We start from the raw sequence: 24,282 nt of genomic DNA on the forward strand, positions 1-24,282 counted from the left end.
GTTTATGGCAAACCCTGAAATCGAGAGCCCACTGGACGGGATCGACAAGTTGACCGTCTCGCTCTACCGTCTTGGCCTGAGTGCGGCCGCTCTGTTGCTGCTTTGCCGCGGTGTGGCGCTACTGAGCGGGATGGCACTGCTCCCGTCGGCACAATGGTTGATGTCATTTGCAGTGGCAAGCGCTATCTGCGGCTTCTCGCTGCATATCTACGACAAGCGGATTCGCCTGATTCTGCAGGGATTTGGTTGGGGGGCGCTGGTGCTGGCGGCGGTGGGGGCGCCGGATGCGCTGGTGCTGGGGGCTGCGTTGGCGACCCTCTCCGGGCTGGCGTTCAAGGAGCAGTTTTGCTTTGCCATTCCCGGCATCAAGCTAGTGCCCGTGCTGCTGCCGCTGTTGTGGCTGCTGGAGTGGTTGCAAGTGGAGTGGGCCGCCGCACTGGTGGCGCTGGTCTGCGGGGCCCTGTTGACCTTGCTGGCGCTGGCCAAGTGGCGGATGCCCCTGCACTTCGATATCGGTGACAAGGGGCGTTACCAGATCTAGGTCTGCTGGCACACCTTCATCTGCTGGTTGAGGGCCTGCATCACCTGACGGCGGCTGATGATGCCGATCACCTTGCCCTGTTGCAGCACCGGGTAGATCTTGGGCTTGGCATCGGCCATCTGGCGAGCCAGCTCCAGAATGCTCTCATCCGGCCCGACCGAGAGGGGCGTGCGGTTCATCAGATCTTCCACCCGGGTGCGGGTGTCGCAGTGGTAGCTGCCGGTGAGCAGGCTGGGGATGCAATCCTGCTCCGAGAGAAAGCCGATCAGCCGTTTCTGCTCATCCAGCACCGGCAGGCCGCCAAGGCCGGATTGATGCAGGCGATCCAGCGCCTCGGCCAGGCCGAGTCCGGCCGTGAGGGAGTGGGTCAGGCGACCCATGTGGTGGTGCACTTTCAGCATGGTGGTAACTCCGCAAGAGGGGGATGCCGCCACTATGACGCGGCCGGGTGGCCCGCGACCAATGGCTTGTGCCACAGGGATTGATAGGCACTGGACATCGGCGGTGATCCGCTGGCAGGCGGGCTTCGTTCATGCAAGACCATGAAAGGGAAAGGAGATCGTATGCGTGCATTGGTAACGGGCTGCGGCCGTCGACTCGGATTTTATCTCTGTGAACAGCTGGTGGCGGCGGGCTGGCAGGTGACCGGCAGTTATCGCAGCGAGCGGCCGGAGCTCGCCACGCTGGCGGCGCTGGGGGTCGAGCTGGTGCAGGCGGATTTTGCCTGCGAGGCGGAGGTCGGCAAGCTGATCGACGTGCTGGCGGCCCATCAGGATCTGGCGCTGGTGATCCACAACGCCTCGGCCTTCGAGCCGCAGGCGGCCGATCCGGCGGCGCAACTGGCCCAGTTCGAGCAGTTCTACCGGGTGCACATGGCAGCCCCCTTCCAGCTCAACCGGGCGCTGGCGCCCCAGTTGGCAAGCAATGCCAACGCCAGCATCATTCACATCACCGATATCTATATCCATGCCCCGGCCCCCCGTTTTGCCAGCTATGTGGCGACCAAGGCGGGAGCCCATTCGCTGGCCATGAGCTTTGCCCGCGAGCTGGCGCCCACCGTGCGGGTCAACACCATAGAGCCGGGGCCAATCCTGTTTCTCGACGAGCACGGTGAAGAGTGGCGCCAGCAGGTGTTGGCGAAAACACCGTTGGCGCGGGAGGGGGGGCTGGAGCCCATCTGGCAGGCGGTGCAGCTACTGGTGGGGAACAGTTATATGACGGGGGCCAGCATCAAGGTGGATGGCGGGCGCGCTCTGGCCACCCTCTGAAGGCTCGCCGAGCACCAGTGGCCCAAGCCCAACCTGCCGGGTCAGCAGGCCCTTGCCGGGCTTGAGCTTGCCCGACGGGCCGGGGATTGCCACCTGCAGCGCCACCTTGGGGTTGTGCACTTCACCATGGCCGTAGAGCTCGGCCAGCAGCTCCGCCAGATAGGAATCGACCTCTGCCGTGGCAAAGTCACCGTCTGTGCTGCTGGCCAGAATATCGATGTCGAGCGGTCGATCGTGCACCTTGCAGAGCGGATCGCTGCGATCCCGGCCGTGAGCCACCTCGAGGGCGACAAAGTGTTGCTTGAGGTGGGCGGCATCGAGCGGGCTCTCCACCACCAGCAGGCAGTTGAGAAAGTCGTGGCTGGAGTGCATTCCCACCGGTTTGGTGCGGATCACCGAACTCAGCTGCAGGGGGCCGACCTGCGCAAACAGCTCGGCCAGCACGCGGCTGACATGGGTGTGTGGGTCGAGATTGGAACCAATGCTACACAGATAGAACATGCTCACCTTCCTGGGGTTGGGCTCATCTGAAATGTATACGCAGCTCACGGTTATCGGATTAACTATGGCGTAACATTATCTTATCTATTGTGATCCGGCACTGATTGGCAGAAAGGAGGTTTGCATGAGTGTGGAGCTGAAATGGGCGCTGTTAACCGCCTCGGGAGCGTTGGCGATGATCCTGACCATCTGTCTGGCCTCTGTCGCGTTGGCGTGAATCACCACAATCCAGATAATCCAAACCGGCCTGTTGGCCGGTTTTGTTTTTTGGGGCGGTGCGGCTATGCTGGCGCACCGGTGAGAATGCAAGAGAAGAGATGATGACCAAGGTTCGCCCACGCTCCCTGCTGCAGGTGGTATTGATGGGATTTGTGCTGGTGTTGATGCCGCTGGGCGGCATGATCTGGCACAACAGCACCTCCCTTGCCCACCTCAGTCAGCTCACCAGCGACGAGATGGAGCGGGCGGTCAAGGATACCCGCCGCGCCACCCTGCTGACGGCGCAAGCCATCGATATCGAACGCACCTTGCGCCGCTTCGCGGTGCTGGGGGATCGCCGCAGTCTCACCAGTTACCAGCAGCAACTCGACGGGTATCGTGTGTTGCTGGCGGAACACCGTAACTCCATCACCGACAGCCAGCTCTACAGCGGGCTCGATCAGGGGCTGGCCTGGCTCGACAGCCTGCAGGATGCCGCGTTGGCCCGTGCGGCGGCAGCGGGGGACAAGCTGGAGCAGTTCAACGATGCCAACAAGCAGCTCGAAATAGTCACCCGCAGCCGGGTTGACGAACACATGGATCGGGTGCAGCTCACCATCGCCGGACTGACCAGCGAGCTCTGGTGGGTGAGCGGAGCTGTGGCGGCGCTCAGCCTGCTGATGGTCTTTATCTTCACCTACCTCATCATCCACCCGGTACGACAGATTGAGTCGCGCATCTTGAGTCTGGGAGCCGGGGTCGAACCCGATCCCAAGCCGGTTGACGGCCCTGCCGAGCTGGTATTGCTTGGGGAGCGGATCGTCTGGCTGCACGACAAACTCAAGGAGCTGGAGCTGCAGAAATACCAGTTCCTGCGCCATGTATCCCATGAACTGAAGACCCCACTGGCGGTGCTGCGGGAGGGGACGGATCTGCTCTGCGAGCAGCTGGTCGGGCCTTTGACGCCGGATCAGCTGGAGATCTGCCAGATGCTCGACGAGAACAGTCGGCGCCTGCAGACCCTGATCGAGCGGCTGCTCGACTTCAACCGGCTCAGTCAGCAGGAGGCCTTCGAACTGGAGCCGGTCCCCCTGCTGCCGATGTTGTCGGAACTTTCTGCCGAGTACCGGCTGGCATTGGAGTCCAAGCAGATCCGTGTACACTTGCCGACCGTGCCGGTTACCCTGTGGGCGGAGCCCTACCGGCTACGACTGATCCTCGATAACCTCTTCTCCAACGCCGTCAGTTACGGCGCCAGCGGGGGCAATATCTGGATCAGGGCAGGGCAGAATGAACAGATAAGCTGGCTGGAAGTGGCCAACGAGGGGCCCAAGATCCCCGTGGCCGATCAGCAACGCATTTTTGAACCCTTCGAGCAGGGCAGCACAGTGCGGCAAGGTCTCTTGAAAGGCTCGGGCATGGGCCTCTCCATCGCCCGCGAGTCTGCCAACAGCCTGGGGGGGGAACTGGTTCTGGTAGAGGATAAACAGGCGGATGTCTGTTTCAGGTTGACGTTGAAATGAGGACTATGAAGATACAACGCGTATTTCCAGCTCTGATGGCAGGGCTGCTCGCGGGTTGCTCCTTGCTGCCGCAACAGGCACAGCGGGAGTCCTCCGATATCGCTTTTGCCAAGCGGATGGAGTTTGCCAACAAGGAGATGCAGGTGCGTCTGCAATACTCCGACTGGCTGCTGGCCAGTCACCCCCAGCAACGGGTGCAGGAGCGTCAGCGTCTGAAAGGGGCTGACGATCTGGAGAGCCGGGTCAGTCTGGCCATGGTGGACTCTCACCCCGCCGAATCGGTGGCCAATCGCACCGCCGGTCTGGCGCGCCTGAAGCAGATGCTGCCCGAGCTGGGTCTCGATGCGCAGGCCTTTTTGCGCAGCTGGATCGCCCTCGGCGAGCAGCTGCTGGCTCGCGACAGCCGTCGCGATGACCAGAGTCAGGAGATCCAGCGGCTGCGCCGCCAGATCGAGCAGCTGACCGCTATCGACGACCAGCTCAACCAGCGCAAGCTGAACGAGAATCGTGAGGTAATACCATGAGCCGGATCCTGTTGGTGGATGACGACGTCAGCCTGCTCAAACTGATGAGCATGCGGCTGCGCAGTCAGGGTTATGAAGTGGATACCGCCGACAGTGCGGAAGGGGCCCTCGACCGGTTGCGTCAGCAACGGGCCGATCTGGTGCTGAGCGATCTGCGGATGGCCGGCATGGACGGGCTGGCGCTGTTCGAGCGGATCCAGGCCCAGTGGCTGGGGTTGCCGGTGATCATCATGACCGCCCACGGCACTATCCCGGACGCCATTCAGGCGACCCGCTCTGGGGTCTTCAGCTTTCTGACCAAACCCATCAACAAGGATGAGCTGTTCGCCACCATCGAACATGCTCTCAGCCTGACCCGGCCGAAACAGCAGCAGGAGTGGCAGTCGCTGATCCTGACCCGCAATCCCCAGCTGGAACAGCTGCTGATCCAGGCCCACAGCATTGCGACCATGGAGGTGCCGGTGCTGATCATGGGGCCGTCAGGCTCCGGCAAGGGGGCGATGGCGCAGGCGCTGCATCAGGCCAGCCAGCGGCGCGACAAGCCGCTTCATACCATCAACTGTGCCGCCATTCCGTGGGCGTCACTCGACTTGCAGCTGTTTGGTGAAGATGGCCAGTCCGGTCTGTTCGAGCAGGCCAAGGGGGCGACCCTGTTTCTCGACGAGATTGGCAGCCTCTCCGAATCCCTGCAGGCCAAGCTGCTGCAGGTGATGGAGGAGTATGGTCAGGGCACGCCGGAGGTGAGGGTGCTCAGCTCCAGCCATCAGGATCTGGTCAAGGCGATGGAGGAGGGGCGCTTTCGGGAAGATCTCTTCTACCGTCTCAACGTTGCCAATATCACCTTGCCGTCTCTCAGTGCCCGCAGCGAGGATATCCCCCTGCTGGCCCGTCAGGCGCTCGACGATTACCGTAGCCGCCACAGCGACTGCGCCGCCATGGGTTTTTCGCCCGAGTCGCTGGCGATGCTGGCGGCCGCTGCCTGGCCCGGTAACGTGCGCCAGCTCTGCAACGTGGTGGAGCAGCTCGCCAGCCTCTGTTGCAGCCCGGTGATCGGGGTCTCCATGGTGGAGTCCGCCCTGAGCGGCGGTGGTGGCGGCATCCCCTCGTTCAACGAGGCGCGGGCCGAATTCGAGAAGGAGTATCTGATCCGTTTGCTGCGCACCACCGAGGGCAACGTGACCCTGGCGGCCAACATGGCGGGCAGAAACCGTACCGATTTTTACAAGTTATTGAATCGGCACGGTATCGAAGCTGCAAACTTCAAATCGAAGGGATAAATCAGGCGGGATCAACTACCGCCGGAGCGGCATCGGCTTTCTGGGTTTTATGTGAGAGCCAGAGGCCGCTCGCCTTCATCAGGTAACCGAACAAGGCGCCAATGATGAGGGAGGGCAGGATCAGCCGCCACTCGCCAGCCGCCCCGAAGGTGGCACAGCAACCGGCAAAGGTGCCGGGAATGTAGCCGAGCCACTGCTGCTTGGCCTGTACGCACATCAGGGTTGCGACCACCCCCGTCATCACATAACCCGCCACGCCCGCCCCCCATAGACTGTCGCCATGGATCAGCAGCAGTGCCCACAGCATGCCGCTGGTGTTGCAGAAGATGGTCTGCAGCAGTGCCTTGTAGCCGCCGCTTGACGCGAAATAGCTGGTGCAGCCGAGAAAGCCGACCCAGGAGATAAGGCCGAACGCGACGGCAATCCAGCCCCAGACGGCGGAGAGAATTCCAGTGGTGATGGCGATGGCGATCAGTGGGCTCATGGGGCGACTCTTCAGTTGGCTTCGCAAAATGGGCAGCCTACCCCCGGCAATCGGTGCGGCAAGCGGGGGCCGAATTGTGTGTGATCTTCATCACCCTTTTCAACTCAGGAATACGCTTGCGCTCGCGAAAAAAATTCATTGGTGACCGGCCTGACAGTCGGCCATAGTTAGAGGCCCTGTCCTGCTCATGGAGTGAGTCTGATGGCGCCAAATGTGATCGTTCCCCTGCTGGTGTTCGTAGTCCTGTTTCTGGTCGGCACCATGGCCAAGGCACTGCCCCTGCACCACATGATGTAAATTTGTGTGAAATAAAAATCTGCCGGGGCGGGTCTTATCCATACTGCCTCACTCAGCCCCGGGAGTTTTTCATGTTGATCAAGCGTCGTACCGCCCACCCCCTCACCGAACAGGATGTCACCCCGGAAGCCGTTTATCAGGACCGCCGCCTTATTCTCAAAGGGCTGGGTCTGGGCGCGGCTACTCTGGCGTTTCCCACTCAGGCCGGTGTACTCGATCTGCTGCGCGGTAAAGAGGATGCTCCCCAGTTAGCCACCAAACCGCTCAACAGCAAGCCTGCCGAGCGCCCGGCCAATCTGGTACTGACACCGGAAGAGAAGGCCACCAGTTACAACAACTTCTATGAGCTGGGCACCGACAAGTCCGACCCAGCTCGCAACGGCCATTACCTCAAGCCCGAACCCTGGACCCTCAAGGTGGAGGGGGAGGTGGCCAAGCCTTTTACCCTCGATGTGTGGGATCTCATCAACAAGAGCGAGCTGGAGGAGCGGATCTACCGGCTGCGCTGCGTCGAGGCCTGGTCCATGGTACTGCCCTGGAATGGCATCTCGCTGGCGGAGATTATCCGCCGTGCCGAGCCCACCAGTCGCGCCAAGTTTGTCGCCTTCGAAACCCTGTTTGATCCGAAACAGCTGCCGGGGCAGGCCTCCAGTCTGGGGGGCGGCATCGAGTATCCCTACGTCGAAGGGCTGCGTATCGACGAGGCGATGCACCCTCTCTCTTTCCTTGCTATGGGACTCTACGGCAAGACCCTGCCCGCCCAGAATGGCGCGCCGCTCCGGTTGGTAGTGCCGTGGAAGTACGGCTTCAAGAGCATCAAGAGCATCGTCTCGATCCGGCTGGTGGAGGAGATGCCGCCCACCACCTGGAACCTGCTGGCTCCCAACGAATATGGCTTCTACGCCAACGTCAATCCACAGGTGGATCATCCGCGCTGGAGTCAGGCCAGCGAGCGCTTTATCGGCGAGGGCGGTGTGTTTGGCGCCAAGCGTCAGCCGACCCTGATGTTCAATGGCTATGGTGACGAAGTCGCCTCGCTCTATCAGGGGATGGATCTGCGCCAATGGTACTGAGATTGAAACCGGCCCATATCAGCGGCCTGCGGGCGCTGGTGCATCTGGGCTCCTTGGGTTTCCTGCTCTGGCTGGGGTTTGCCATTCCGGCAGGTCTGCTGGGGGGCGATCCGGTGCCAGAGCTTATCCACTACCTCGGCAAGGGGGCGCTCAACCTGCTGCTGCTCACCCTGCTGGTGTCGCCGCTGGCCAAGCGTTGGCGGCAGGGGCAGCTCATCAAGCTGCGTCGTCCCCTCGGGCTCTGGTGTTTTGCCTGGGCGCTGCTCCACTTCATGGCGTGGCTGGGGCTGGATCTGCAGTTTGACTGGGGGCTGATTGGCGGCGAGCTGGTCAAGCGCAGCTATATCGTGGTGGGGATGGTGGCACTGTTGCTACTGGCCGCCCTCAGCATCACCTCGCTGCCCGCATTGCAGCGCAGAATGGGGGCCGTGTGGCAGAAGTTGCACAACTGGGTCTATGCCATCGCCCTGCTGGTGCCGGTGCACTACTGGTGGTCGCTCAAGAGCGGTTGGGGGGAGCCTCTTGTCTACCTGCTGCTGGCCTGTGCCCTGCTCTGGCCGAGGAAAGATAAGCTGCTGCGCCCATGGCGGGGACGCTGGAATACAAAAGAGGCCTAATCGGCCTCTTGTTGTTTGATCTCGCCGGTGTAGGCATCGATGATGAGATGCACCTTCTGATCCTGGCGATTGAGGGTTTTGACCTCGAATTTGTCCCCTTCCAGCTCTACTTCCCGAATGTCGTGATACCCTTGCGCCAGCAGGAGTTTGACCAGCCCGGCCATGTCGAGACGGCTCTGTGCCGCCCAGCTTGTGGCACTGAATAGACAAAGGATCAGCAGGAAACTGCGCGGGATCATATTCATTCCGGATTCATGGCTGGCAGACTATAAACGCCATTATGTTAGGTTTTTGGAGATGAATCATCCATGAATAGAGCGCTCCCTCTGCTCGGGTTATTGCTGCCGGTGCTGGCACAGGCGGTCACGCCTGATGAAGCCCAGCTGCAGCAAGCTGTCCATGAGGGACGGGTTCGGCCATTCCATGAAATGATGGAGGTGGCAGCCAGATTGCCGGTGCGGGTGTTGCGGGTAGATCTGGGGGAAGAGGATGGTATCTGGCTCTATGAACTACGAGTTATCGATCGGGCAAATAGCGTGATCAAGGTGGCCTATCGGGCCGATAACCTTGAGCTGGTGTGGGCCAAGGGCCACCATCTGGAGCGGCTGTTCGAGCCGCCCAAGCCATCGGTCGAGGGTGATGAATAACCTCTGTTTGGAAGCCTGTTGATGCGAATTCTGATTGTTGAAGACGAAAAAACGCTGGCGGGGCAGTTGGCTGAACAGCTGCGCCTCTCCGGCTTTGTCACCGACCTTTGCCACAATGGCAACGACGCCGGTTTTCTCGGTGAGACCGAGCCCTATGATGCCATTATTCTCGATCTCGGCTTGCCGGGGCGCGATGGCCTGAGCGTGCTGAAAGAGTGGCGCAGCAAGGGTATCGATACCCCTGTGCTGGTACTGACCGCCCGTGGCCAGTTGCACGAGAAGATCGAGGGGCTCAACGCCGGTGCCGATGACTACCTCACCAAGCCGTTCCAGGTAGCCGAGCTGGTGGCGCGGGTGCAGGCACTGGTGCGGCGGGCGGCGGGCAACGCCAGCTCCATTCTGGAGATTGGCGGGGTGCGGCTCGATATGGCAGCATCGCAGGTGTGGTACGAAGGGACCCCCATCAAGCTGACCGCCCACGAGTTCCGGGTGCTGGGTTACCTGATGCAGCACAGGGGCAAGGTGGTGTCGCGCAGCGAGCTGATCGACCACATCTACGCTCAGGATTTTGACCGCGACTCCAACACCGTCGAGGTGTTCATCGGCCGGATCCGCAAGAAGACCCATGCTGATTTGATCGAAACGGTGCGCGGCCTCGGGTACCGGATCAACGAATGAGGCTGGTCAGAACCCTGCGGGGGCGACTGGTCGCCATTGCGCTGGTGTGGTGCGGGCTGTTTCTGTTCGCCACCGGCTTCAGTCTGCAGACCATGATGCGCAACTACTGGCAGGAGGCGGAAGCCGACGGCCTGCGTTTGCAGGTTTATGATCTGCTCGCCCGGATCGAGGTGCAGCATGATGGCTTGCCCGTGGTCACCGAGGCGATGACCGACCCTCGCTTTAACCAGCCCTACTCCGGCTACTACTGGCAGCTGGAGCTGGGCCACGATGTGGTGGGACGCTCCCGCTCCCTGTGGGATACCAATTTGAAAACCGAGGGGCTCAAGTCCGCCTTCGGCGATCCGGATTTGTTTGTCGGCAAGGGGCCCAATCGTGAGCCCTTGCTGGTGATGACCCGTACCGTGCTGCTGCCCGGTTCCGATCGGGTGTTCACCCTGGTGATGGCCAAGGACAGCAGCGCCCTGACGTTGACCCTTAGCAAAACCCGTATCAGCCTGTTCCTTGGCCTCGGCTTTGCTGCCGCCGGTCTGGTGCTCGGCTTTATGTTCCAGATCCTCTATGGCTTGCGGCCATTACATCTGCTGCGTCGCGAGCTGGGCTATGTCCATCAGGGCCATCAGGAGGGATTCCGCCTGCGCTATCCGCTGGAGATCCAGCCGCTGGTAGAGGATATCAACCGGCTGCTGCATCACTACGGCGAGCTGCTGCAGCGGGCGCGATCCCACACCGGCAATCTGGCCCACGCCCTTAAGACACCGCTCAGCATCATGCGCAATCAGGTGGCCCAGTTGTCGCCGGAAGATCAGGCCGCCATCGGCGAGCAGCTCGACCAGATCCAGCGCCACATCGATTACCACCTTGGCAAGGCGCGGGTGACCGGCGCTGCCAAAATCCTCGGGGTCTCGACGCCGGTGCGGGCGCGGGTGGAGTACATCTGCCGCGCCTTCTCCCGCCTCTATCCGGGCAAGATGGTGGATCTGCAGGTGCCCGCCAATCTGGCGGTCGGGGTGGAGGAGCAGGACTTTGACGAGATGGTGGGTAACGTGTTGGAAAACGCCTTCAAATGGTCGGCCACTCAGCTGCGCATCTCCAGCGCCGAGCTGGGGGGCTGGATCACCTTGCGTATCGAGGATGACGGCCCCGGCATGAGCGAGGATCAGATCGCCAAGGCGGTGTTGCGCGGAGTACGCCTCGACGAGAAGGTGCCGGGCTCCGGGCTGGGTCTTAATATTGTCTCCGATCTGGCAGAAGCCTATCGGGGCAGTTTCATCATGGGCCGCGCCGAACTGGGCGGTCTGGCTGCCTCCCTCTCGTTGCCCAAGGTGGCAAGAGTCGAGAGCTAGGCATAACATATGGCATTTGTTTTAGCCTGAGGAAGAGAAGCATGACCGACGATCCGTGGGCACTGTGTCACCTTGACGATTCATTTGATGCCTCTGTGCTGGGGGTCAAGGGCGCCCAGATCCAGTGGTTTGAAGACAGGGATGGCCTGATCGCGTTCCTGCTGGAAGACTTTGTCGACCTGCTGGCCGATGTGGGCGAGCTGGAGGAAGATCAGACCGAGCAGGCGCGGGAGCGCTTCACCCTGCTGGTGGAGCAGAGCTTCGACGATCGCACCCTGATGGATGCCATCAACGATCTCGCCTCCGGCCTGCGCCGCATCGCCTGGCTGGGGCCGCTCTCGGAGCTGGCCGAGATCAGCGACGAGTTTGCCTCCGGCCTGCGCCGCTACTTCTGGAGCCAGTACGACGGGGATGAAGATGACCCGGACGCCTGGGTGCCGGAAGAGCTGTGGCCGCAACTGGTGGAGTGCGCGCAGGAGTATATGGAGGAAGGGGATTTTTAAATCCGTCCCGACACCGTGTGCTCTTTGGCAGACAGATAAAGAAATGGCGCCTTGATGGCGCCGTTTTTATTGGGTGGCAATCGCCTTAGCCGTTGGCCGGTACCGCGTGGGCGGTGTTGGCCAGCACCGGGCCTGTGTACTTCTCGATCTGCAGCTGGGCCATGTGGCCGCAGTTGCCCTGCGCCAGACTGGACGAGCCTTCGTCGAAGGTGAGGCAGTTGACGTTGCCGTTCTTGCAGATGCTGCCCGCTTCGCCCGGCTTGGCCGGGTCGTACCAAGCCCCTTCGCAGATCCGTACTACCCCCTGACGCACATCTTCAGAGAGCAGGGCACCCACCAAAATCTGGCCCCGTTCGTTGAAGGCACGCACCAGATCCCCCTGGACGATGCCACGGGCCTTGGCATCTTGCGGATGGATCATGATCGCTTCGCGGTCGGCGATGGCGAACTTGTCCCGCAGCGGGGTGTTGTCGAGCTGGGAGTGCAGCCGCTGGGTCGGGTGGGCGGTGTTGAGGGAGAGCGGATAGCGCGCCGCCACCTCGCTCTTCACCCACTCCTTGGGCTCATACCACTTGGGATGGCCGGCGCAGTCGGCATAACCCATCCCCGCCACCGTGTTGGAGAAGATCTCGATCTTGCCGGACGGGGTACCGAGCGGGCTCAGCAGCGGGTTTTCGCGAAAATCAGCGTGCCGGATCCACTGGCGGTTTGCCTCGGGGATCGGGAAGCGGATGTAGTTGTTGGACTCCCAGAACATGTTGAACGGTGGCAGCGCCACCCGGGCACCACGGGCCTGCGCCGCCATGCCGTCGTACATCTGCTTGAGCCACAGCATCTCGTCCTTCCCTTCGGTGTACTGCTCTTGCACACCCAGTTTGGCGGCGATGGCGCTGAAGATGTCGAAGTCGTTGCGGGACTCGTGCTGGGGGGGCACGCACTGGTGCATCGGGAACACATAGCGCTGGGAGTAGTCGCCGCCCATCTCCAGATCGTTGCGCTCGTAGCTGGTGGTGACCGGCAGCACGATATCGGCGTGCTTGGCGGTAGCGGTCCAGTAGGGCTCGTGAACGATCACGGTCTGCGGCTTGCGCCACGCCTGCAGCAGGTTGTTGGTGTCCTGATGGTGGTGGAAGGGGTTGCCGCCCGCCACATAGACCAGCTTGATGTCCGGATAGGTCACCTTGCGGCCGTTGAAGTCGATGGTCTTGCCCGGGTTGGCGAGACAGTCGGCGATGCGGGCCACCGGGATCGGTGCCGGGCTGTTCTTCGGTGCGTTGCCGGCGGATATACCGGCCAGAATGCCGCCCTTGGCGGTGGGGCTGCCACCGGAGGAGTAGTGGTAGCTGAAGCCGTAGCCGCCGCCCGGCAGGCCGATCTGGCCCAGCATGGAGGCCAGAGTGACCAGCATCCAGTTCGGCTGTTCGCCGTGCTGCTGACGCTGCATGCCCCAACCGGCCATGATCATGGTGCGCTTGGCGGCCATGTCGAGAGCCAGCTGGCGGATCACCTTGGCATCGACGCCGCAGACGGTGCTCGCCCATTCGGCGCTCTTCGGTTGGCCGTCATCCTTGCCGAGCAGGTAGTTCAGGAACTTGTCGAAGCCGACGGTATAGCGATCGAGGAAAGCCTGATCGTGCTTCTTCTCGCTGTAGAGGGTGTGAGCCACACCCAGCATCATGGCCACGTCGGTGTAGGCGTTCGGCGCAATCCACTCGGCACCGACCAGCTTGGCGGTCTCGTTGTAGATGGGATCGATGCTGATGACGCGGGTGCCCTTCTCTTTCAGCGCCATGAAGCCGGCCTGACCCTCGTGATCCGGCATGTTCCAGCTGTTCTTCAGGGTGACCTGGGCGTTGACCCCCCACAGTACCACCAGTTCGGCGTTCTCCACCACGTTGGGCCAGGCGGTCTGCTGCTCGTACACCTCGATGGAACCCATCACGTGGGACATGATCACCTGAGCCGCGCCGGTGGAGTAGTCACCGGCATAACCGGTGAAACCGCCGGAGAGATTCATCAGGCGGTGCAGCAGGGTACGGCTGTTGTGGAACATGCCGACGCTCTTCCAGCCATAGGAACCGGCGTGGATCGCCTGCGGACCGAAGTCACTCTGCACCCGCTGGATTTCACCGGCCACCAGTTCGATCGCCTTGTCCCAGCTCACTCGCACCCACTCGTCGGCACCGCGCAGCTCGGGCTTGGCGCCCGGGCCATGCTCCAGCCAGCTTTTGCGTACCATGGGGTATTTGATGCGGTTCTTGGCGTGCACCTGGAACGGCGCCATATCGATGAGATCGTTCGGCGCCGGATCATCGGCTACTGGCTGGACGCGCACCATGCGGCCATCTTCGACGATCGCCTCGAAAGCACCCCAGTGGGCGCCGGTCAGAATGCCCTTCTGGGCGGGCACCAGGGTCGGGAACTGACTCAATGCGGTGCTGATGGCTTGCGCCAGCGCACTCTTGGGAAAAATGCCGCCGAGCAGGGGCAGGGCTGCGCAGGCGCCGAGCCCCTTGAGCAGGTTGCGGCGGGACAGATTGGTCTTGTTGTCGTTGAAAAAAGTCATAACGGTTTTCCTCTGTGCCAGCCTTAGTGGGCCGCGCTCATGTCACTGGCGTGTTTCTGGACATACTGGGTCAACATACGAGCCTGTTCCGGGGTCAGGGAGGTACGAGATTCCATCCCCTTGATGACGCCGATCCACTGGTTGGCATTGAAGTGATCCAGCGCGGTGAGGCCGTGGCAGCCGGTACAGTTGTTGGACATCAGGGTGGAGGCGTATTGCCACAGCTTGCCCTGATCGCCGATGAGCTGGCTCTGGTCGACCCAGGCGGTCAGCTTGACCTGATGCCAGGTGAGGTTGGTGGCGCTGTCGGTTTCGCTCTGGCCGGTGACCAGCGCTTTCTTGGCAGCATCGCCGACCAGCACGCTGAGGATCCGCTTGCCCGGTGCGGCGTAGAACACTTCGCTCACACCATCCTGTTGCCAGCCTTCGATCTGCACCTTGGCGCGGCCGTTTTCGTTGGCCAGCACTTCCACCCTGGTGGAGGGCATCAGGGTGCCTTCGTCCGTCTTGGCGGCGGCATCGAGGAACAGCGGGGTGGTGGCGATGGCGTAACGGGTGGTGACGTTGGCCGGAGTCTGGGCCGCAGCCTGCGCCAGCTCGCTGGCACCGGCGGCAGCCAGGCCGCTCATGTCTGGCATGATGTGGGCGACACCGCGGTGGCAGTCGATACAGGTCTGACCCTCCTTGATGGCGACCGGGTGTTCGGCACGGGCATTGGGGCGCTGGGCCAGAATGTCCATCGCCGCATAGCTGTGGCAGCTGCGGCAGGTGGCGGAGTCGTTGGCTTTCAGCTCGTCCCAGACGGATTGGGCCATCCGCAGCTTGTGGGCCTCGTATTTCTCAGGCGTGTCGAGCGTGCCGATCGCTTCGTGATAGATATCCTTCACGGCGCGGACTTTGGTCCACAGGTAGGAGGTGGGGTCGCCCGGGATGTGGCAGTCGGCGCACTCGGCGCGGATCCCCTTGGGATTCTGGAAGTGGATGCTGCCCTGATACTCGGCGAGCGGAGTCTGCATGGAGTGGCAGGAGACGCAGAATTCGGTGGAGCTGGTCTTGTGCAGCACTGTCACGGTGACACCCAGTGCCGCGACACCCAGCAGGGCCCCGAGCAGCAGGAGCCAGAACCAGGTTTTTCTTATCAGTTTTCCAATCATGGCGGCGTTTTCCTGTGGTCAATTTTTACCAACATAGTACTAGCCCAATAGTAGTAGTAATGACAGGGATAAGGCGTTGACCTCCATCATGGTTTATATTTTTGACTGTCGTCACACTTTGTCTTTTATTTCAATATTGACTAATAACTCGAATTTAATTCAATAAATCGCCGATTGATCGATTTGTACACTTTCCACGCCAGCTGTTAGCCTCCTCGCAAAACCCCACAAGATTTGTTGATATAGTGAGCAATGAGCCACAACGGAGTATCGCTGATGAGCCCTTTCTCGCTGCTGTGTGTCGCCGCCAACGTGCAACTGCTGGCCGAATTCGAACAGGAGCTGGCCCCGCTGCTCGGCCATTTTGCGCTGGTGGTGGTGGTCGGGCAGGAGTCGGCGGAGCTGGCCCTCGACGAGCTGGACCGCAAGGGGCAACCGCCCGCCGTGGTGGTGTGTGACAGCGATCTGGGGGATGGGCGAGGGGCCGATTTTCTGATCCGCCTCGGCAACCGTCACGAGGCGTGCCGCAAGATCCTGCTGGGCAGCCAGCCGGAGATGAAATCGATCATCGAGGCGGTCAACCTCGGCCGTCTCGACTACTACCTGCAACGCCCCTGGCGCGATGGCAGCATGCGCCGGGCGGTGATCGAGCAGGCCAGCTACTTTGTGCTGCTCCAGCCCGAGGCTGACCTGCTGAGCTATGCCGCCGTGCTCGACAACCAGAAGCTGCTGCGGGCCCACGTAGATCGCCAGCTGGCGGCCTACCGGCAGGGCTTTATGGATTACACCCGTTGCAGCGATGAAGAGCTGTCGCGGGTGGTGATCGACGGCCTCTATCAGTTTTTCGATGGCAACGACGAGGGGCGGGTCTGCCGTCACTACAGTCCGGGCCATGTGCTGACCCGCGAGGGGGAGCCCAACAGCTTCCTCTGGTTTATCGCCAAGGGGGAGGTGGTGCTGCGCAAGCGGGACGAGCAGGGGATCGATCAGGAGGTGGTGCACTACCGCACCGGTTCCTTGGTGGGGGGCATGTCCTTCGTCACCGGCGAACCCGCCTTCACCACCGGGGTGACCCTGACCGGTGCCGAGGTGATCAAGCTCGACAAGCTGCAATTCTCCCGGGTGATGCAGGCGCGGAGCGAACTGCTCCCCTCCTTTACCAATCTGCTGCTGCGCCACTTCAACCGCCGCCTGCAAAACAGCATCCGTACCGAGATGCGGCTGCAACAGACCCTCAACTCCCTCGATGCCGCCCACGCCCAGCTGGTGGAGAGCGAGAAGATGGCGATGCTGGGTCAGCTGGTGGCCGGTGTCGCCCACGAGCTGAACAACCCGGTGGCGGCCATCATCCGTGGCAGCGAGACCCTGCGAGCTGCCATCCCCGATCTGGTCAATCTCGAACTGCCTGCTCCCATCAAGGGGCTGGGCAACCAGACCCTCTGTCAGGCGCTGACCGCCCAGCCGGTCTCGACCAGCGAGATCCGTGACAAGACCCGGCAGGCGGAGGGGCGCTTTGGTGACCGCCAGCAGGCGCGGCTGGCGGTGCAGATGAATCTGGATGACGAGCTGAACTGGCAGCGCTGGTTTGCCAGCCGCACTGCCGACGAGCGGGAGGTGCTGCTCTCCCGGCTGGAGCTGTTCCAGCAGACCGGCAGCTTCCTGCGCAACATCGAGGTGTGTGCCCGTCGCATCGGCGATCTGGTCAAGAGCCTCAAGCAGTACGCCCGGCAGGATCGGGCCGAACCCTCGCTGGTGGATCTGCACGAGGGGCTGGAAGATACCCTGATGATTTTCGAAAACCGCCTCAAGCATCATGAGCTGTGCAAGGAGTACCAGCCGCTGCCGCCGGTACGCTGCCACCCCATCGCCTTGCAACAGGTGTGGACCAACCTGATCGCCAACAGTCTGGATGCCATGAGCGGCCCGGGGCGGCTCACCATCCGTACCGGCTTGCTGGATCCCGAGTGGGCCATGGTGGAGATCGAGGATAGCGGTTGCGGCATCGAGCCCGAGCTGTGGCAGCGGATCTTCGATCTCAACTTCACCACCAAGCGGGAGGGGCACTTTGGTCTCGGCATTGGCTTGAGCGTCTCGCTGCAGATTGTGCAGCAGTACCACGGCCGGATCGAGGTGGCCTCCGAGCCGGGCTGCTACACCCGGATGCGGGTCTGTTTGCCGCTGGATGGCATGGGGCAGGCCAGTTATGGGGGCGATCCCCGCCACAAGGAGCATGCGGCCTGAGCCGTCGCCAGCATCAATCGCGCGGCGTGCCAAACCATGTCGCCAAGGAGGAGCAATGAACAAACACTATCTGATCCTATGTGTGGACGATGAGCGGGAGGTGTTGGATGCGGTGATCCACGATCTCGCACCGTTCCGTTCCCACTTCGAGCTGGAGGCCGCCGAGAGCGTCGATGAGGCGCGGGCGGTGGTTGAGGAGTGGGAGAGCGACGGCAACAAGCTGGCGCTGATCCTTTGTGACCACATCATGCCGGGGACCCTGGGGGTCGATTTTCTAGTGGAGCTGAACCAGCGCGCCGCGACCAGAGCCAGCCGCAAGTTGCTGCTGACCGGGCAAGCGGGGCTGGAGGCCACCGTCGAAGCGGTCAATCGCGGCGGCTTGCACTACTACCTGGCCAAACCGTGGAAGCTGGAGACCCTGCAAGAGGCGGTGCGCGAACAGCTGACCGACTATCTGCTGACGGAAGATGGCGAAAATGCCTTCCACTATGCGCCGCTGCTCAATCAGGTGCGGCTGTTTGCCGCCATCCACGATCACCCGTTTGACCAATAGGGGCAGTTGGGCTTTCGCGGCGGCAGTTGTATACTGTCTACATATACAGTATTGCAGGTAGCCACCGATGCGACTCTTTATCGCCGAGAAGCCCACCCTGGGCCGCGCCATTGCCGATGCCCTGCCCAAGCCCCACAAGAAGGGCGACGGTTTTATCGAAACAGCCCAGGGCGATGTGGTCACCTGGTGTATCGGCCATCTGCTGGAACAGGCCGAGCCCGATGCCTATGACGCCGCCTTCAAGCAGTGGCGGATGGAGCATCTCCCCATCATCCCCGCCCAGTGGCAGCTGGTGGCCAAGCCCAAGACCAAAACCCAGCTCACCGTTATCAAGCGACTGATCAAGCAGGCGGACTGTGTGGTCAACGCCGGTGACCCGGACAGGGAAGGGCAGCTGCTGGTGGACGAGGTGATCGATTTTCTCGGCTACCCGAAAACCAAGCCGGTGCAGCGCTGCCTCATTAGCGATCTCAACCCGCCCGCGGTGCGCCGCGCCCTCGACAAACTGAGGGATAACAAGGAGTTCGTGCCGCTGGCGGTTTCCGCACTGGCCCGCAGTCGGGCCGACTGGCTCTACGGCATCAACATGACCCGCGCCTATACCCTGCTCGGGCGCAAGGCCGGTTGCAGCGAGCTGCTCTCGGTCGGTCGGGTGCAGACCCCGCTGCTGGGGCTGGTGGTGCGGCGGGATCTCGAGATCGAGGCCTTCGTCCCCAAACCCTTCTACGAGGTGCTGGCCCATCTGCTGACCGATAGCAACGAGCGCTTCACCGCCAAGTGGCTGCCATCGGAAGCCTGTCTGCCGTGGCAGGACGAGGAGGGGCGGGTGCTCAACCGGGCGCTGGCCGACAAGGTGGTGAGCCGGATCAACGGCCAACCCGCTCAGGTCGAATCGGTGGAGGAGCAAGCCCGCAAGCAGGCGGCGCCGCTGCCTTACAACCTCTCTAGCCTGCAGATCGATGCCGCCAAGCGGTTCGGCATGGATGCCAAGCGGGTGCTCGACATCTGCCAGAGCCTCTACGAGCGCCACAAGCTCATCACCTATCCGCGCTCCGACAGCCGCTATCTGCCGACCGACCACTTCAAGCGGGCCGAGCAGGTGCGCGGCGCTATTGCCGCCACGGCGCCCACGCTGGCCAAGGCGGTGGCCGAGGCTGATGGCAAGATCCGCAGCAAGGCGTGGAATGACAGCAAGGTGGATGCCCACCACGCCATCATCCCCACCGAGAAGCAGGGCAACCCCGCCACGCTGGGGGCTGACGAGGCGAAGATCTATAGTCTGGTAGCCCGCCAGTACCTGCTGCAGTTCTATCCGCCGTTCGAATATAACGACAGCAAGGTGCTGCTGCGCATCGCCGGTGGTCTGTTTCAGGCCAAGGCGCGGCGCATTCTCAAGGCGGGCTGGAAGGCGCTGCTCGGGGTGGAGGAGGATGACGACGAAGAGAAGGCGGGTACCCTGCCTGCCCTGAAAGAGGGGGAGCAGCTGCTCTGCGAGCGAGGCGAGTTGCTGGAGAAGATGACCCAGCCGCCCAAGTCGTTCACCGATGCGACTCTGCTGGCGGCCATGACCGGCATCGCCCGCTATGTGCAGGATCCCGAGATCCGCAAGACCCTGCGTGACACCGACGGTCTTGGCACCGAAGCGACCCGGGCGGGCATTATCGACCTGCTGTTCAGGCGCTGTTTTCTGGTGCGTCAGGGCAAGAGCATCAAGGCGACCCCGACCGGGCGGGCGCTGGTACAGGCGCTGCCCGCCACCGCCACCACACCGGATATGACGGCGCTGTGGGAGCAGCACCTCGGCCAGATTGCCGAGCGCCACGGCAGTTACCAGCAGTTTATGGGACCGCTCACCGAGCAGCTTAACGGCCTGATCGAGGGGGCGCGGCAGGACTCCGGTGCCAGCTTCAGCGCCCTGCCCAAAGAGGCGCCGGGTGCCGGCAAGCGGCGTTTTACCAGGCGCAAGAGTCCAGCGGCCAGCGGTGCAGCGCCTCGCAAGAGTACGGGCAAGCGCACAGCCAGAAGCAAGGCGGCCTGACCGCATGAGGGGGCGGATAGGCTGATACACAAAAGCGGTCAGCTGAAAAAGAAAAAGGAGTCATGTGCTCCTCTCTCTTTTTTATCGCTGTAATGGCCTAGCTCCGCTTAGCCGGTATAGACGTTCTCTTCCGGATAACGGATGCGGGTCTCGACCGGGCGGGCCAGCATAAAGGCCAGGGTCAGCGGGCCGAGACGGCCGCAGATCATCACCAGCACCAAGATCAGCTTGCCCGGCTCGCTCAGGGAGGCGGTGATGCCGGTAGAGAGGCCGACGGTGGCAAATGCCGAGATGGTCTCGAACATGATTTTGTCGAACGGCAGATCCTCGGTCACCATCAGCAGGAACATCGCCAGCATCAGCACCATGGTGCTGACGATGATGATGGCCAGCGAGCGGGTCACGATCTGGGGCGACAGGGTGCGGCCAAAAGCGGTGACATGGGGTCGCTTGGTCAGAAACGCCTTGGTCGCCAGCAGCACTACCGCGAAGGTGGTCACCTTGATACCACCACCGGTCGAGGTGGCGCCGGCACCGATAAACATCAGCATCATCAGGAACAACAGGGCCGCCGGGGTCATCAGCCCGATATCTATGGTATTGAAACCGGCGGTACGGGCGCTGGCAGACTGGAAGAAGGCCGCCAGCAGCTGGCCACCGATACTGGCGTTGCCGAGGGTGCCCGGGTTGTTGTGCTCCAGCAGCCAGAACATCAGGGTACCGACCAGCAGCAGGGCCGGGGTCATCAGCAGCATCAGCTTGCTGTGCAGCTTCAGCTTGCGCCAACTGCGGTTGCGCACCAGATCGACGATGACGGTGAAACCAATCCCCCCCAGGATCAGCAGACCGGCGATGGTCAGACTGATGATGGGGTCGTCTCGATAGTCGATGAGATTGTTGGCAAACAGCGAGAAGCCGGCGTTGTTGAAGGCCGAGACCGCATGGAAGAAGCTGACATAGAGGCCGTGCACCCAGCCCAGCTCCGGCACCCAGCGGATCGCCATGATGCCGGTGCCGATCAGCTGGGCAATAAAGGCGAACAGCACTATGCGTTTGACCAGCTGGATAATATTGACCGAGCCCTCCTGTCCCAGTGCCTCTTTGGCCAGTACCTGCTGGCGCAAGCCGACCCGCTTGCTGAAGATGGCGATCAGCAACAGGGTCATGGTCATCTGACCCAGCCCGCCGATCTCCATCAGCATCAGCAGGAAAATCTGCCCCTGCAGGGTGAAGGCGGTGCCGGTGTCCACCACGCCAAGACCGGTCACGCTGATGGCCGAGGTGGCGGTGAACAGGGCGTTGACGAAGGTGACCTCGCCATTGTGGCTGGAGGGTTGCACCAGAAAGATGGTGCCAACCAGCAGAATGATCAGAAAGCTGCCGAGGATCAGCCGAGCCTCGCTCCAGCGGGAGTCGCGCTCCCGATGAAGGGCAAAGGCGTAGCTGCTGCGCCAGTTGATCATAGGGTTTCGAGCCAGCGGTCGATGGCGTGTTTGTTGCCTGCCAGAATGAGGATGTCACCCAGTTGCAGCGCCATCTTGCCGGTCAGCACGTTGTGCAGCACCTCACCGCGCTTGATGGCGAGCAGTTGGAAGTCGCTCTGCTGCAACAGGTGGAGGTCACCGAGCGCCTTGCCATTTTGCGGCAGGCCGATGACGAACTCGGTCAGCACCATGTCGTGACCCAGCTCCAGATAGTCGAACAGCCGGTTATCCAGCATGCTCTGGGCGACCCGGCGCCCCATATCCCACTCGGGATTGATCACCTTGTCGGCACCGACTTTCTGCAAAATTTTGGCGTGGAACTTGTCGCGCGCCTTGACCCACACCTTCTTCACCCCCGCTTCCTTCAGAACGAGCGTGGTGAGGATGCTGGTCTCCAGGTTGTCACCGATGGCGACGAAGACGATGTCGAAATTAGCCAGTCCCAGCTCGGCAACTGTTGCCTCGTCGGTGGCATCCGCCACGATCACATGGTTGCAGAGGGCGGCGATTTGCCGGGTTTTGCTCTCGTCGATGTCGATAGCCAACACTTCGGCATCCTGCCGCTGCAGCTCTTCGCATAGCGCACTGCCAAACAGACCCAGGCCGATGACGGCAAACTGGTTGTTCATGAGTTCATCCTCAATAGTTGAAGCGGTCTACTCTAACCCACTGTTATTCGCCAGAAAAGATCTCGGGTTTTTCGTCACCGACCAACTTGAGGTAGACTGCGCCCTTGCACCAAGCCGGGATAGACAGATGAAACTGAATGCCAACGCCTCCTTGTTGAAGCTCAACACCCTTGCCCTCGATGCGCACTGCCTCTGGCTGGCCGAGGTGGAGCAGGTTACCGATCTGGTTACCCTGCGTAGCGATCCCGAGCTGAGTCTGCTCCCCCGTCTGAATCTTGGCGGTGGCAGCAATGTGCTCTTCACCAGCGATTTTCTCGGTCTGGTGGTGCTCAACCGACTCAAGGGCATTGCCGCTGAAGATGGTGGCGATCACTGGCTGCTTCATGTGGCGGCGGGTGAGGATTGGCATCAGCTGGTGCGCCATAGCTTGCAGCAGGGCTGGTATGGGCTGGAGAATCTGGCGCTTATTCCCGGTACGGTCGGTGCGGCGCCGGTGCAGAACATCGGTGCCTACGGGGTCGAGCTGGCTGACTTCTGCACCTATGTCGAGGCATTCAACTGGCACAGTGGCGAGGTCGAGCGGATTGAGGCTGCCCAGTGCCGTTTCGGTTATCGCGACAGTATCTTCAAGCACGAGTATCAGGATTCCCACCTGATCACCGCCGTCGGGCTCGCGCTGCCCAAGGCGTGGCAGCCGGTGCTGGGCTATGGCCCGCTGGCGGCACTCGGTGACACACCTTCGGCCCAGGTCATCTTCGATACCGTCTGTACCACCCGCATGGCCAAGCTGCCGGATCCCGCCGTGCTCGGCAACGCTGGCAGTTTCTTCAAAAATCCGCTGGTGTCCGCTGCGCTGGCGGAGAATCTCAAGTCGCGCTATCCGCAGATGCCTTGCTATCCGGCCGAAGAAGGGCAGGCCAAGCTGGCCGCTGGCTGGCTCATCGATCAGTGTGGTCTGAAAGGGTTCGCCATCGGCCGCGCCGCTGTTCATCAGGAGCAGGCACTGGTGCTGGTCAATCTGGGGGGCGCCAGTGCCATGGAGCTGATCGCGCTGGCGGCTCATGTCCGCGATAGTGTGGAACAGAAGTTTGGCGTGGTGCTGGAGCACGAAGTGCGCTTCATGGGGCCACAGGGCGAAACCTGGCTCGATGAGGTGCTCTCATGACCTTGACCCCCATCAGGCAGACCCTGATTACCTTGCTCAGCGACGGTCAGTTTCACTCCGGTGAGCAGCTGGGCGAGCAACTTGGTATCAGTCGGGCGGCAGTGAGCAAGCACATGGCGGCGCTCAAGGAGCTTGGGCTGGATCTGTTCAGTCTGACCGGCAAGGGCTACCGGCTGGCGGTGCCGATGGCACTCTATGAGCAGGGAACATTACAGGCGCTGGCCCCCATGGCGCCGGTGCACTGCTTCCCGGTGATCGACTCTACCAACCAGTATTTGCTGGAACGGGTAAGCCGGTTGCAATCCGGCGAGAGCTGCCTGGCCGAGTGTCAGACCGCCGGTCGTGGTCGTCGTGGCAAGCCATGGGTCTCCCCCTTTGGTTGCCAGCTGATCCTTAGCATGTACTGGCGCTTGGAGCAGGGAATGGCGGCGGCCATGGGGCTGAGTCTGGCAGTCGGGGTGGCTGTGGTTCAGGCATTGGAATCCCTTGGTTATCAAGGTGTCGAGCTCAAATGGCCGAACGACCTCTATTACCAGGGGCGCAAGCTGGCCGGTATATTGGTGGAGATGAGCGGCAGTGCTGGTGCCAGCTGTCATCTGGTGATTGGGATTGGCCTCAATCTGGCGATGCCAGCCCGCGAGGGGGAGAAAATCGATCAGGTCTGGTCCGAGCTACGTCATATTCAGTCGGAACTGGTGGACCGCAATCAGCTTGCAGCCCGAATGCTCTGCTGCCTGCAGCAAGCCTTGGTGGCCTTCGAGCAACACGGGTTGTCGCACTTTGTCGAGGACTGGAACCGGCTCGATCACTTTGCCGGTCGCCCGGTGCGCTTGCTGATGGGGGATCAGGAGATCCGCGGCATCGCCCGTGGCATCGACGATCGCGGTGCCCTGCGGCTGGAGACAGAGGAGGGGATCAAGTTCTATCTGGGGGGGGAGATTTCCCTGCGCCGGGGCGACTGACCGTTATTGAGGC

25 protein-coding genes are annotated in these 24,282 nt (G+C 61.9%); 17 read left to right on the forward strand and 8 right to left on the reverse strand.

What is annotated here, in order from left to right; genetic code table 11:
- Nucleotides 1-4: 4 nt before the first annotated feature.
- Nucleotides 5-541 carry a DUF2301 domain-containing membrane protein gene (locus tag BN4575_RS11635; protein WP_068978284.1) on the forward strand — a complete coding sequence of 179 codons (537 nt, stop codon included), beginning with the start codon at nucleotides 5-7 and terminating at the stop codon, nucleotides 539-541.
- Here BN4575_RS11635 and BN4575_RS11640 read toward each other — a convergent pair.
- Nucleotides 538-942 carry a CBS domain-containing protein gene (locus tag BN4575_RS11640; RefSeq protein ID WP_068978285.1) on the reverse strand — a complete coding sequence of 135 codons (405 nt, stop codon included), beginning with the start codon at nucleotides 940-942 and terminating at the stop codon, nucleotides 538-540. The two genes, BN4575_RS11635 and BN4575_RS11640, sit on opposite strands and share 4 nt — an antisense overlap.
- A 162-nt stretch (nucleotides 943-1,104) precedes the next feature.
- Between BN4575_RS11640 and BN4575_RS11645 the strand changes: the two genes are divergently transcribed.
- Nucleotides 1,105-1,809, forward strand: a complete 705-nt coding sequence (locus tag BN4575_RS11645) for an SDR family oxidoreductase (protein WP_068978286.1) — start codon at nucleotides 1,105-1,107, stop codon at nucleotides 1,807-1,809.
- On the opposite strand, the gene BN4575_RS11650 is transcribed toward BN4575_RS11645, so the two are convergent.
- Complete coding sequence (locus BN4575_RS11650) at nucleotides 1,735-2,310, reverse strand: 2-amino-4-hydroxy-6-hydroxymethyldihydropteridine diphosphokinase (protein WP_068978287.1); 576 nt, start codon at nucleotides 2,308-2,310, stop codon at nucleotides 1,735-1,737. The genes BN4575_RS11645 and BN4575_RS11650 overlap by 75 nt on opposite strands.
- Before the next feature lie 124 nt (nucleotides 2,311-2,434).
- Here BN4575_RS11650 and BN4575_RS21750 point away from each other — a divergent pair, with 124 nt between their 5' ends.
- The 4 genes from BN4575_RS21750 (at nucleotide 2,435) to BN4575_RS11665 (ending at nucleotide 5,832) form a co-directional block, all read left to right on the forward strand.
- Entirely contained in the window at nucleotides 2,435-2,527 is a 93-nt protein-coding gene (locus BN4575_RS21750) for a cytochrome bd-I oxidase subunit CydH (RefSeq protein ID WP_005341891.1), read from the forward strand.
- Nucleotides 2,528-2,630: 103 nt separating this feature from the next.
- On the forward strand, nucleotides 2,631-4,031 hold the full coding sequence (locus tag BN4575_RS11655) for a sensor histidine kinase (protein WP_068978309.1): 1,401 nt from the start codon (nucleotides 2,631-2,633) through the stop codon (nucleotides 4,029-4,031).
- A gap of 5 nt (nucleotides 4,032-4,036) precedes the next feature.
- Entirely contained in the window at nucleotides 4,037-4,555 is a 519-nt protein-coding gene (locus BN4575_RS11660; protein WP_040070048.1) for a hypothetical protein, read from the forward strand.
- Nucleotides 4,552-5,832, forward strand: coding sequence for a sigma 54-interacting transcriptional regulator (locus BN4575_RS11665; protein ID WP_005339807.1), 1,281 nt, complete (start codon nucleotides 4,552-4,554; stop codon nucleotides 5,830-5,832). Before BN4575_RS11660 ends, BN4575_RS11665 begins: the two co-directional genes overlap by 4 nt.
- 1 nt (nucleotide 5,833) lies before the next feature.
- Here the strand turns inward: BN4575_RS11665 and BN4575_RS11670 are convergent, their stop codons facing one another.
- Complete coding sequence (locus tag BN4575_RS11670) at nucleotides 5,834-6,316, reverse strand: DUF1097 domain-containing protein (protein ID WP_005339809.1); 483 nt, start codon at nucleotides 6,314-6,316, stop codon at nucleotides 5,834-5,836.
- A gap of 368 nt (nucleotides 6,317-6,684) precedes the next feature.
- Between BN4575_RS11670 and msrP the strand changes: the two genes are divergently transcribed.
- Together msrP and msrQ are read left to right on the forward strand one after the other, a co-directional pair.
- Nucleotides 6,685-7,686 carry a protein-methionine-sulfoxide reductase catalytic subunit MsrP gene (gene msrP, locus BN4575_RS11675; protein ID WP_068978288.1) on the forward strand — a complete coding sequence of 334 codons (1,002 nt, stop codon included), beginning with the start codon at nucleotides 6,685-6,687 and terminating at the stop codon, nucleotides 7,684-7,686.
- On the forward strand, nucleotides 7,677-8,303 hold the full coding sequence (gene msrQ / locus BN4575_RS11680; protein ID WP_068978289.1) for a protein-methionine-sulfoxide reductase heme-binding subunit MsrQ: 627 nt from the start codon (nucleotides 7,677-7,679) through the stop codon (nucleotides 8,301-8,303). The genes msrP and msrQ overlap by 10 nt, the downstream gene beginning before the upstream one ends.
- Here msrQ and BN4575_RS11685 read toward each other — a convergent pair.
- Complete coding sequence (locus BN4575_RS11685) at nucleotides 8,300-8,548, reverse strand: PepSY domain-containing protein (protein ID WP_068978290.1); 249 nt, start codon at nucleotides 8,546-8,548, stop codon at nucleotides 8,300-8,302. The genes msrQ and BN4575_RS11685 overlap by 4 nt on opposite strands.
- A 63-nt stretch (nucleotides 8,549-8,611) precedes the next feature.
- Between BN4575_RS11685 and BN4575_RS11690 the strand changes: the two genes are divergently transcribed.
- Genes BN4575_RS11690 through BN4575_RS11705 form a run of 4 tightly spaced genes read left to right on the forward strand, consistent with a single transcriptional unit; the run spans nucleotide 8,612 to nucleotide 11,477 of the window.
- Entirely contained in the window at nucleotides 8,612-8,950 is a 339-nt protein-coding gene (locus BN4575_RS11690) for a PepSY domain-containing protein (protein WP_042017948.1), read from the forward strand.
- 21 nt (nucleotides 8,951-8,971) lie between these two features.
- Nucleotides 8,972-9,628, forward strand: a complete 657-nt coding sequence (locus BN4575_RS11695) for a response regulator transcription factor (RefSeq protein WP_042017947.1) — start codon at nucleotides 8,972-8,974, stop codon at nucleotides 9,626-9,628.
- The gene (locus BN4575_RS11700) at nucleotides 9,625-10,974 is read left to right on the forward strand and encodes a sensor histidine kinase (RefSeq protein WP_068978291.1); all 1,350 of its coding nucleotides are present in this window, start codon (nucleotides 9,625-9,627) and stop codon (nucleotides 10,972-10,974) included. The genes BN4575_RS11695 and BN4575_RS11700 overlap by 4 nt, the downstream gene beginning before the upstream one ends.
- Before the next feature lie 41 nt (nucleotides 10,975-11,015).
- On the forward strand, nucleotides 11,016-11,477 hold the full coding sequence (locus tag BN4575_RS11705; protein ID WP_033135304.1) for a hypothetical protein: 462 nt from the start codon (nucleotides 11,016-11,018) through the stop codon (nucleotides 11,475-11,477).
- Between the two features lie 85 nt (nucleotides 11,478-11,562).
- On the opposite strand, the gene torA is transcribed toward BN4575_RS11705, so the two are convergent.
- Together torA and BN4575_RS11715 are read right to left on the reverse strand one after the other, a co-directional pair.
- The gene (gene torA, locus BN4575_RS11710; protein ID WP_068978292.1) at nucleotides 11,563-14,043 is read right to left on the reverse strand and encodes a trimethylamine-N-oxide reductase TorA; all 2,481 of its coding nucleotides are present in this window, start codon (nucleotides 14,041-14,043) and stop codon (nucleotides 11,563-11,565) included.
- Nucleotides 14,044-14,066: 23 nt separating this feature from the next.
- Entirely contained in the window at nucleotides 14,067-15,197 is a 1,131-nt protein-coding gene (locus tag BN4575_RS11715) for a NapC/NirT family cytochrome c (RefSeq protein WP_068978293.1), read from the reverse strand.
- 276 nt (nucleotides 15,198-15,473) lie between these two features.
- Between BN4575_RS11715 and BN4575_RS11720 the strand changes: the two genes are divergently transcribed.
- The 3 genes from BN4575_RS11720 (at nucleotide 15,474) to BN4575_RS11730 (ending at nucleotide 20,029) form a co-directional block, all read left to right on the forward strand.
- Entirely contained in the window at nucleotides 15,474-17,438 is a 1,965-nt protein-coding gene (locus tag BN4575_RS11720; protein ID WP_068978294.1) for an ATP-binding protein, read from the forward strand.
- 55 nt (nucleotides 17,439-17,493) lie between these two features.
- Complete coding sequence (locus BN4575_RS11725; protein WP_068978295.1) at nucleotides 17,494-17,991, forward strand: response regulator; 498 nt, start codon at nucleotides 17,494-17,496, stop codon at nucleotides 17,989-17,991.
- Between the two features lie 67 nt (nucleotides 17,992-18,058).
- On the forward strand, nucleotides 18,059-20,029 hold the full coding sequence (locus BN4575_RS11730) for a DNA topoisomerase III (protein WP_068978296.1): 1,971 nt from the start codon (nucleotides 18,059-18,061) through the stop codon (nucleotides 20,027-20,029).
- A 107-nt stretch (nucleotides 20,030-20,136) separates the two neighbouring features.
- Here BN4575_RS11730 and BN4575_RS11735 read toward each other — a convergent pair whose 3' ends face one another.
- Both BN4575_RS11735 and BN4575_RS11740 read right to left on the reverse strand, forming a co-directional pair.
- Nucleotides 20,137-21,492, reverse strand: coding sequence for a TrkH family potassium uptake protein (locus tag BN4575_RS11735; RefSeq protein WP_068978297.1), 1,356 nt, complete (start codon nucleotides 21,490-21,492; stop codon nucleotides 20,137-20,139).
- Nucleotides 21,489-22,142, reverse strand: coding sequence for a potassium channel family protein (locus tag BN4575_RS11740; protein ID WP_042017933.1), 654 nt, complete (start codon nucleotides 22,140-22,142; stop codon nucleotides 21,489-21,491). The genes BN4575_RS11735 and BN4575_RS11740 overlap by 4 nt, the downstream gene beginning before the upstream one ends.
- Nucleotides 22,143-22,269: 127 nt before the next feature.
- On the opposite strand from BN4575_RS11740, the gene murB reads away from it, so the two are divergent.
- Complete coding sequence (murB, locus tag BN4575_RS11745; RefSeq protein WP_068978298.1) at nucleotides 22,270-23,307, forward strand: UDP-N-acetylmuramate dehydrogenase; 1,038 nt, start codon at nucleotides 22,270-22,272, stop codon at nucleotides 23,305-23,307.
- Nucleotides 23,304-24,269 carry a bifunctional biotin--[acetyl-CoA-carboxylase] ligase/biotin operon repressor BirA gene (gene birA / locus BN4575_RS11750; RefSeq protein ID WP_068978299.1) on the forward strand — a complete coding sequence of 322 codons (966 nt, stop codon included), beginning with the start codon at nucleotides 23,304-23,306 and terminating at the stop codon, nucleotides 24,267-24,269. The genes murB and birA overlap by 4 nt, the downstream gene beginning before the upstream one ends.
- Nucleotides 24,270-24,282: the final 13 nt, after the last annotated feature.

This window comes from Aeromonas sp. EERV15 (genome assembly GCF_900079845.1).
In the GTDB taxonomy this organism is placed as follows: domain Bacteria; phylum Pseudomonadota; class Gammaproteobacteria; order Enterobacterales; family Aeromonadaceae; genus Aeromonas; species Aeromonas sobria.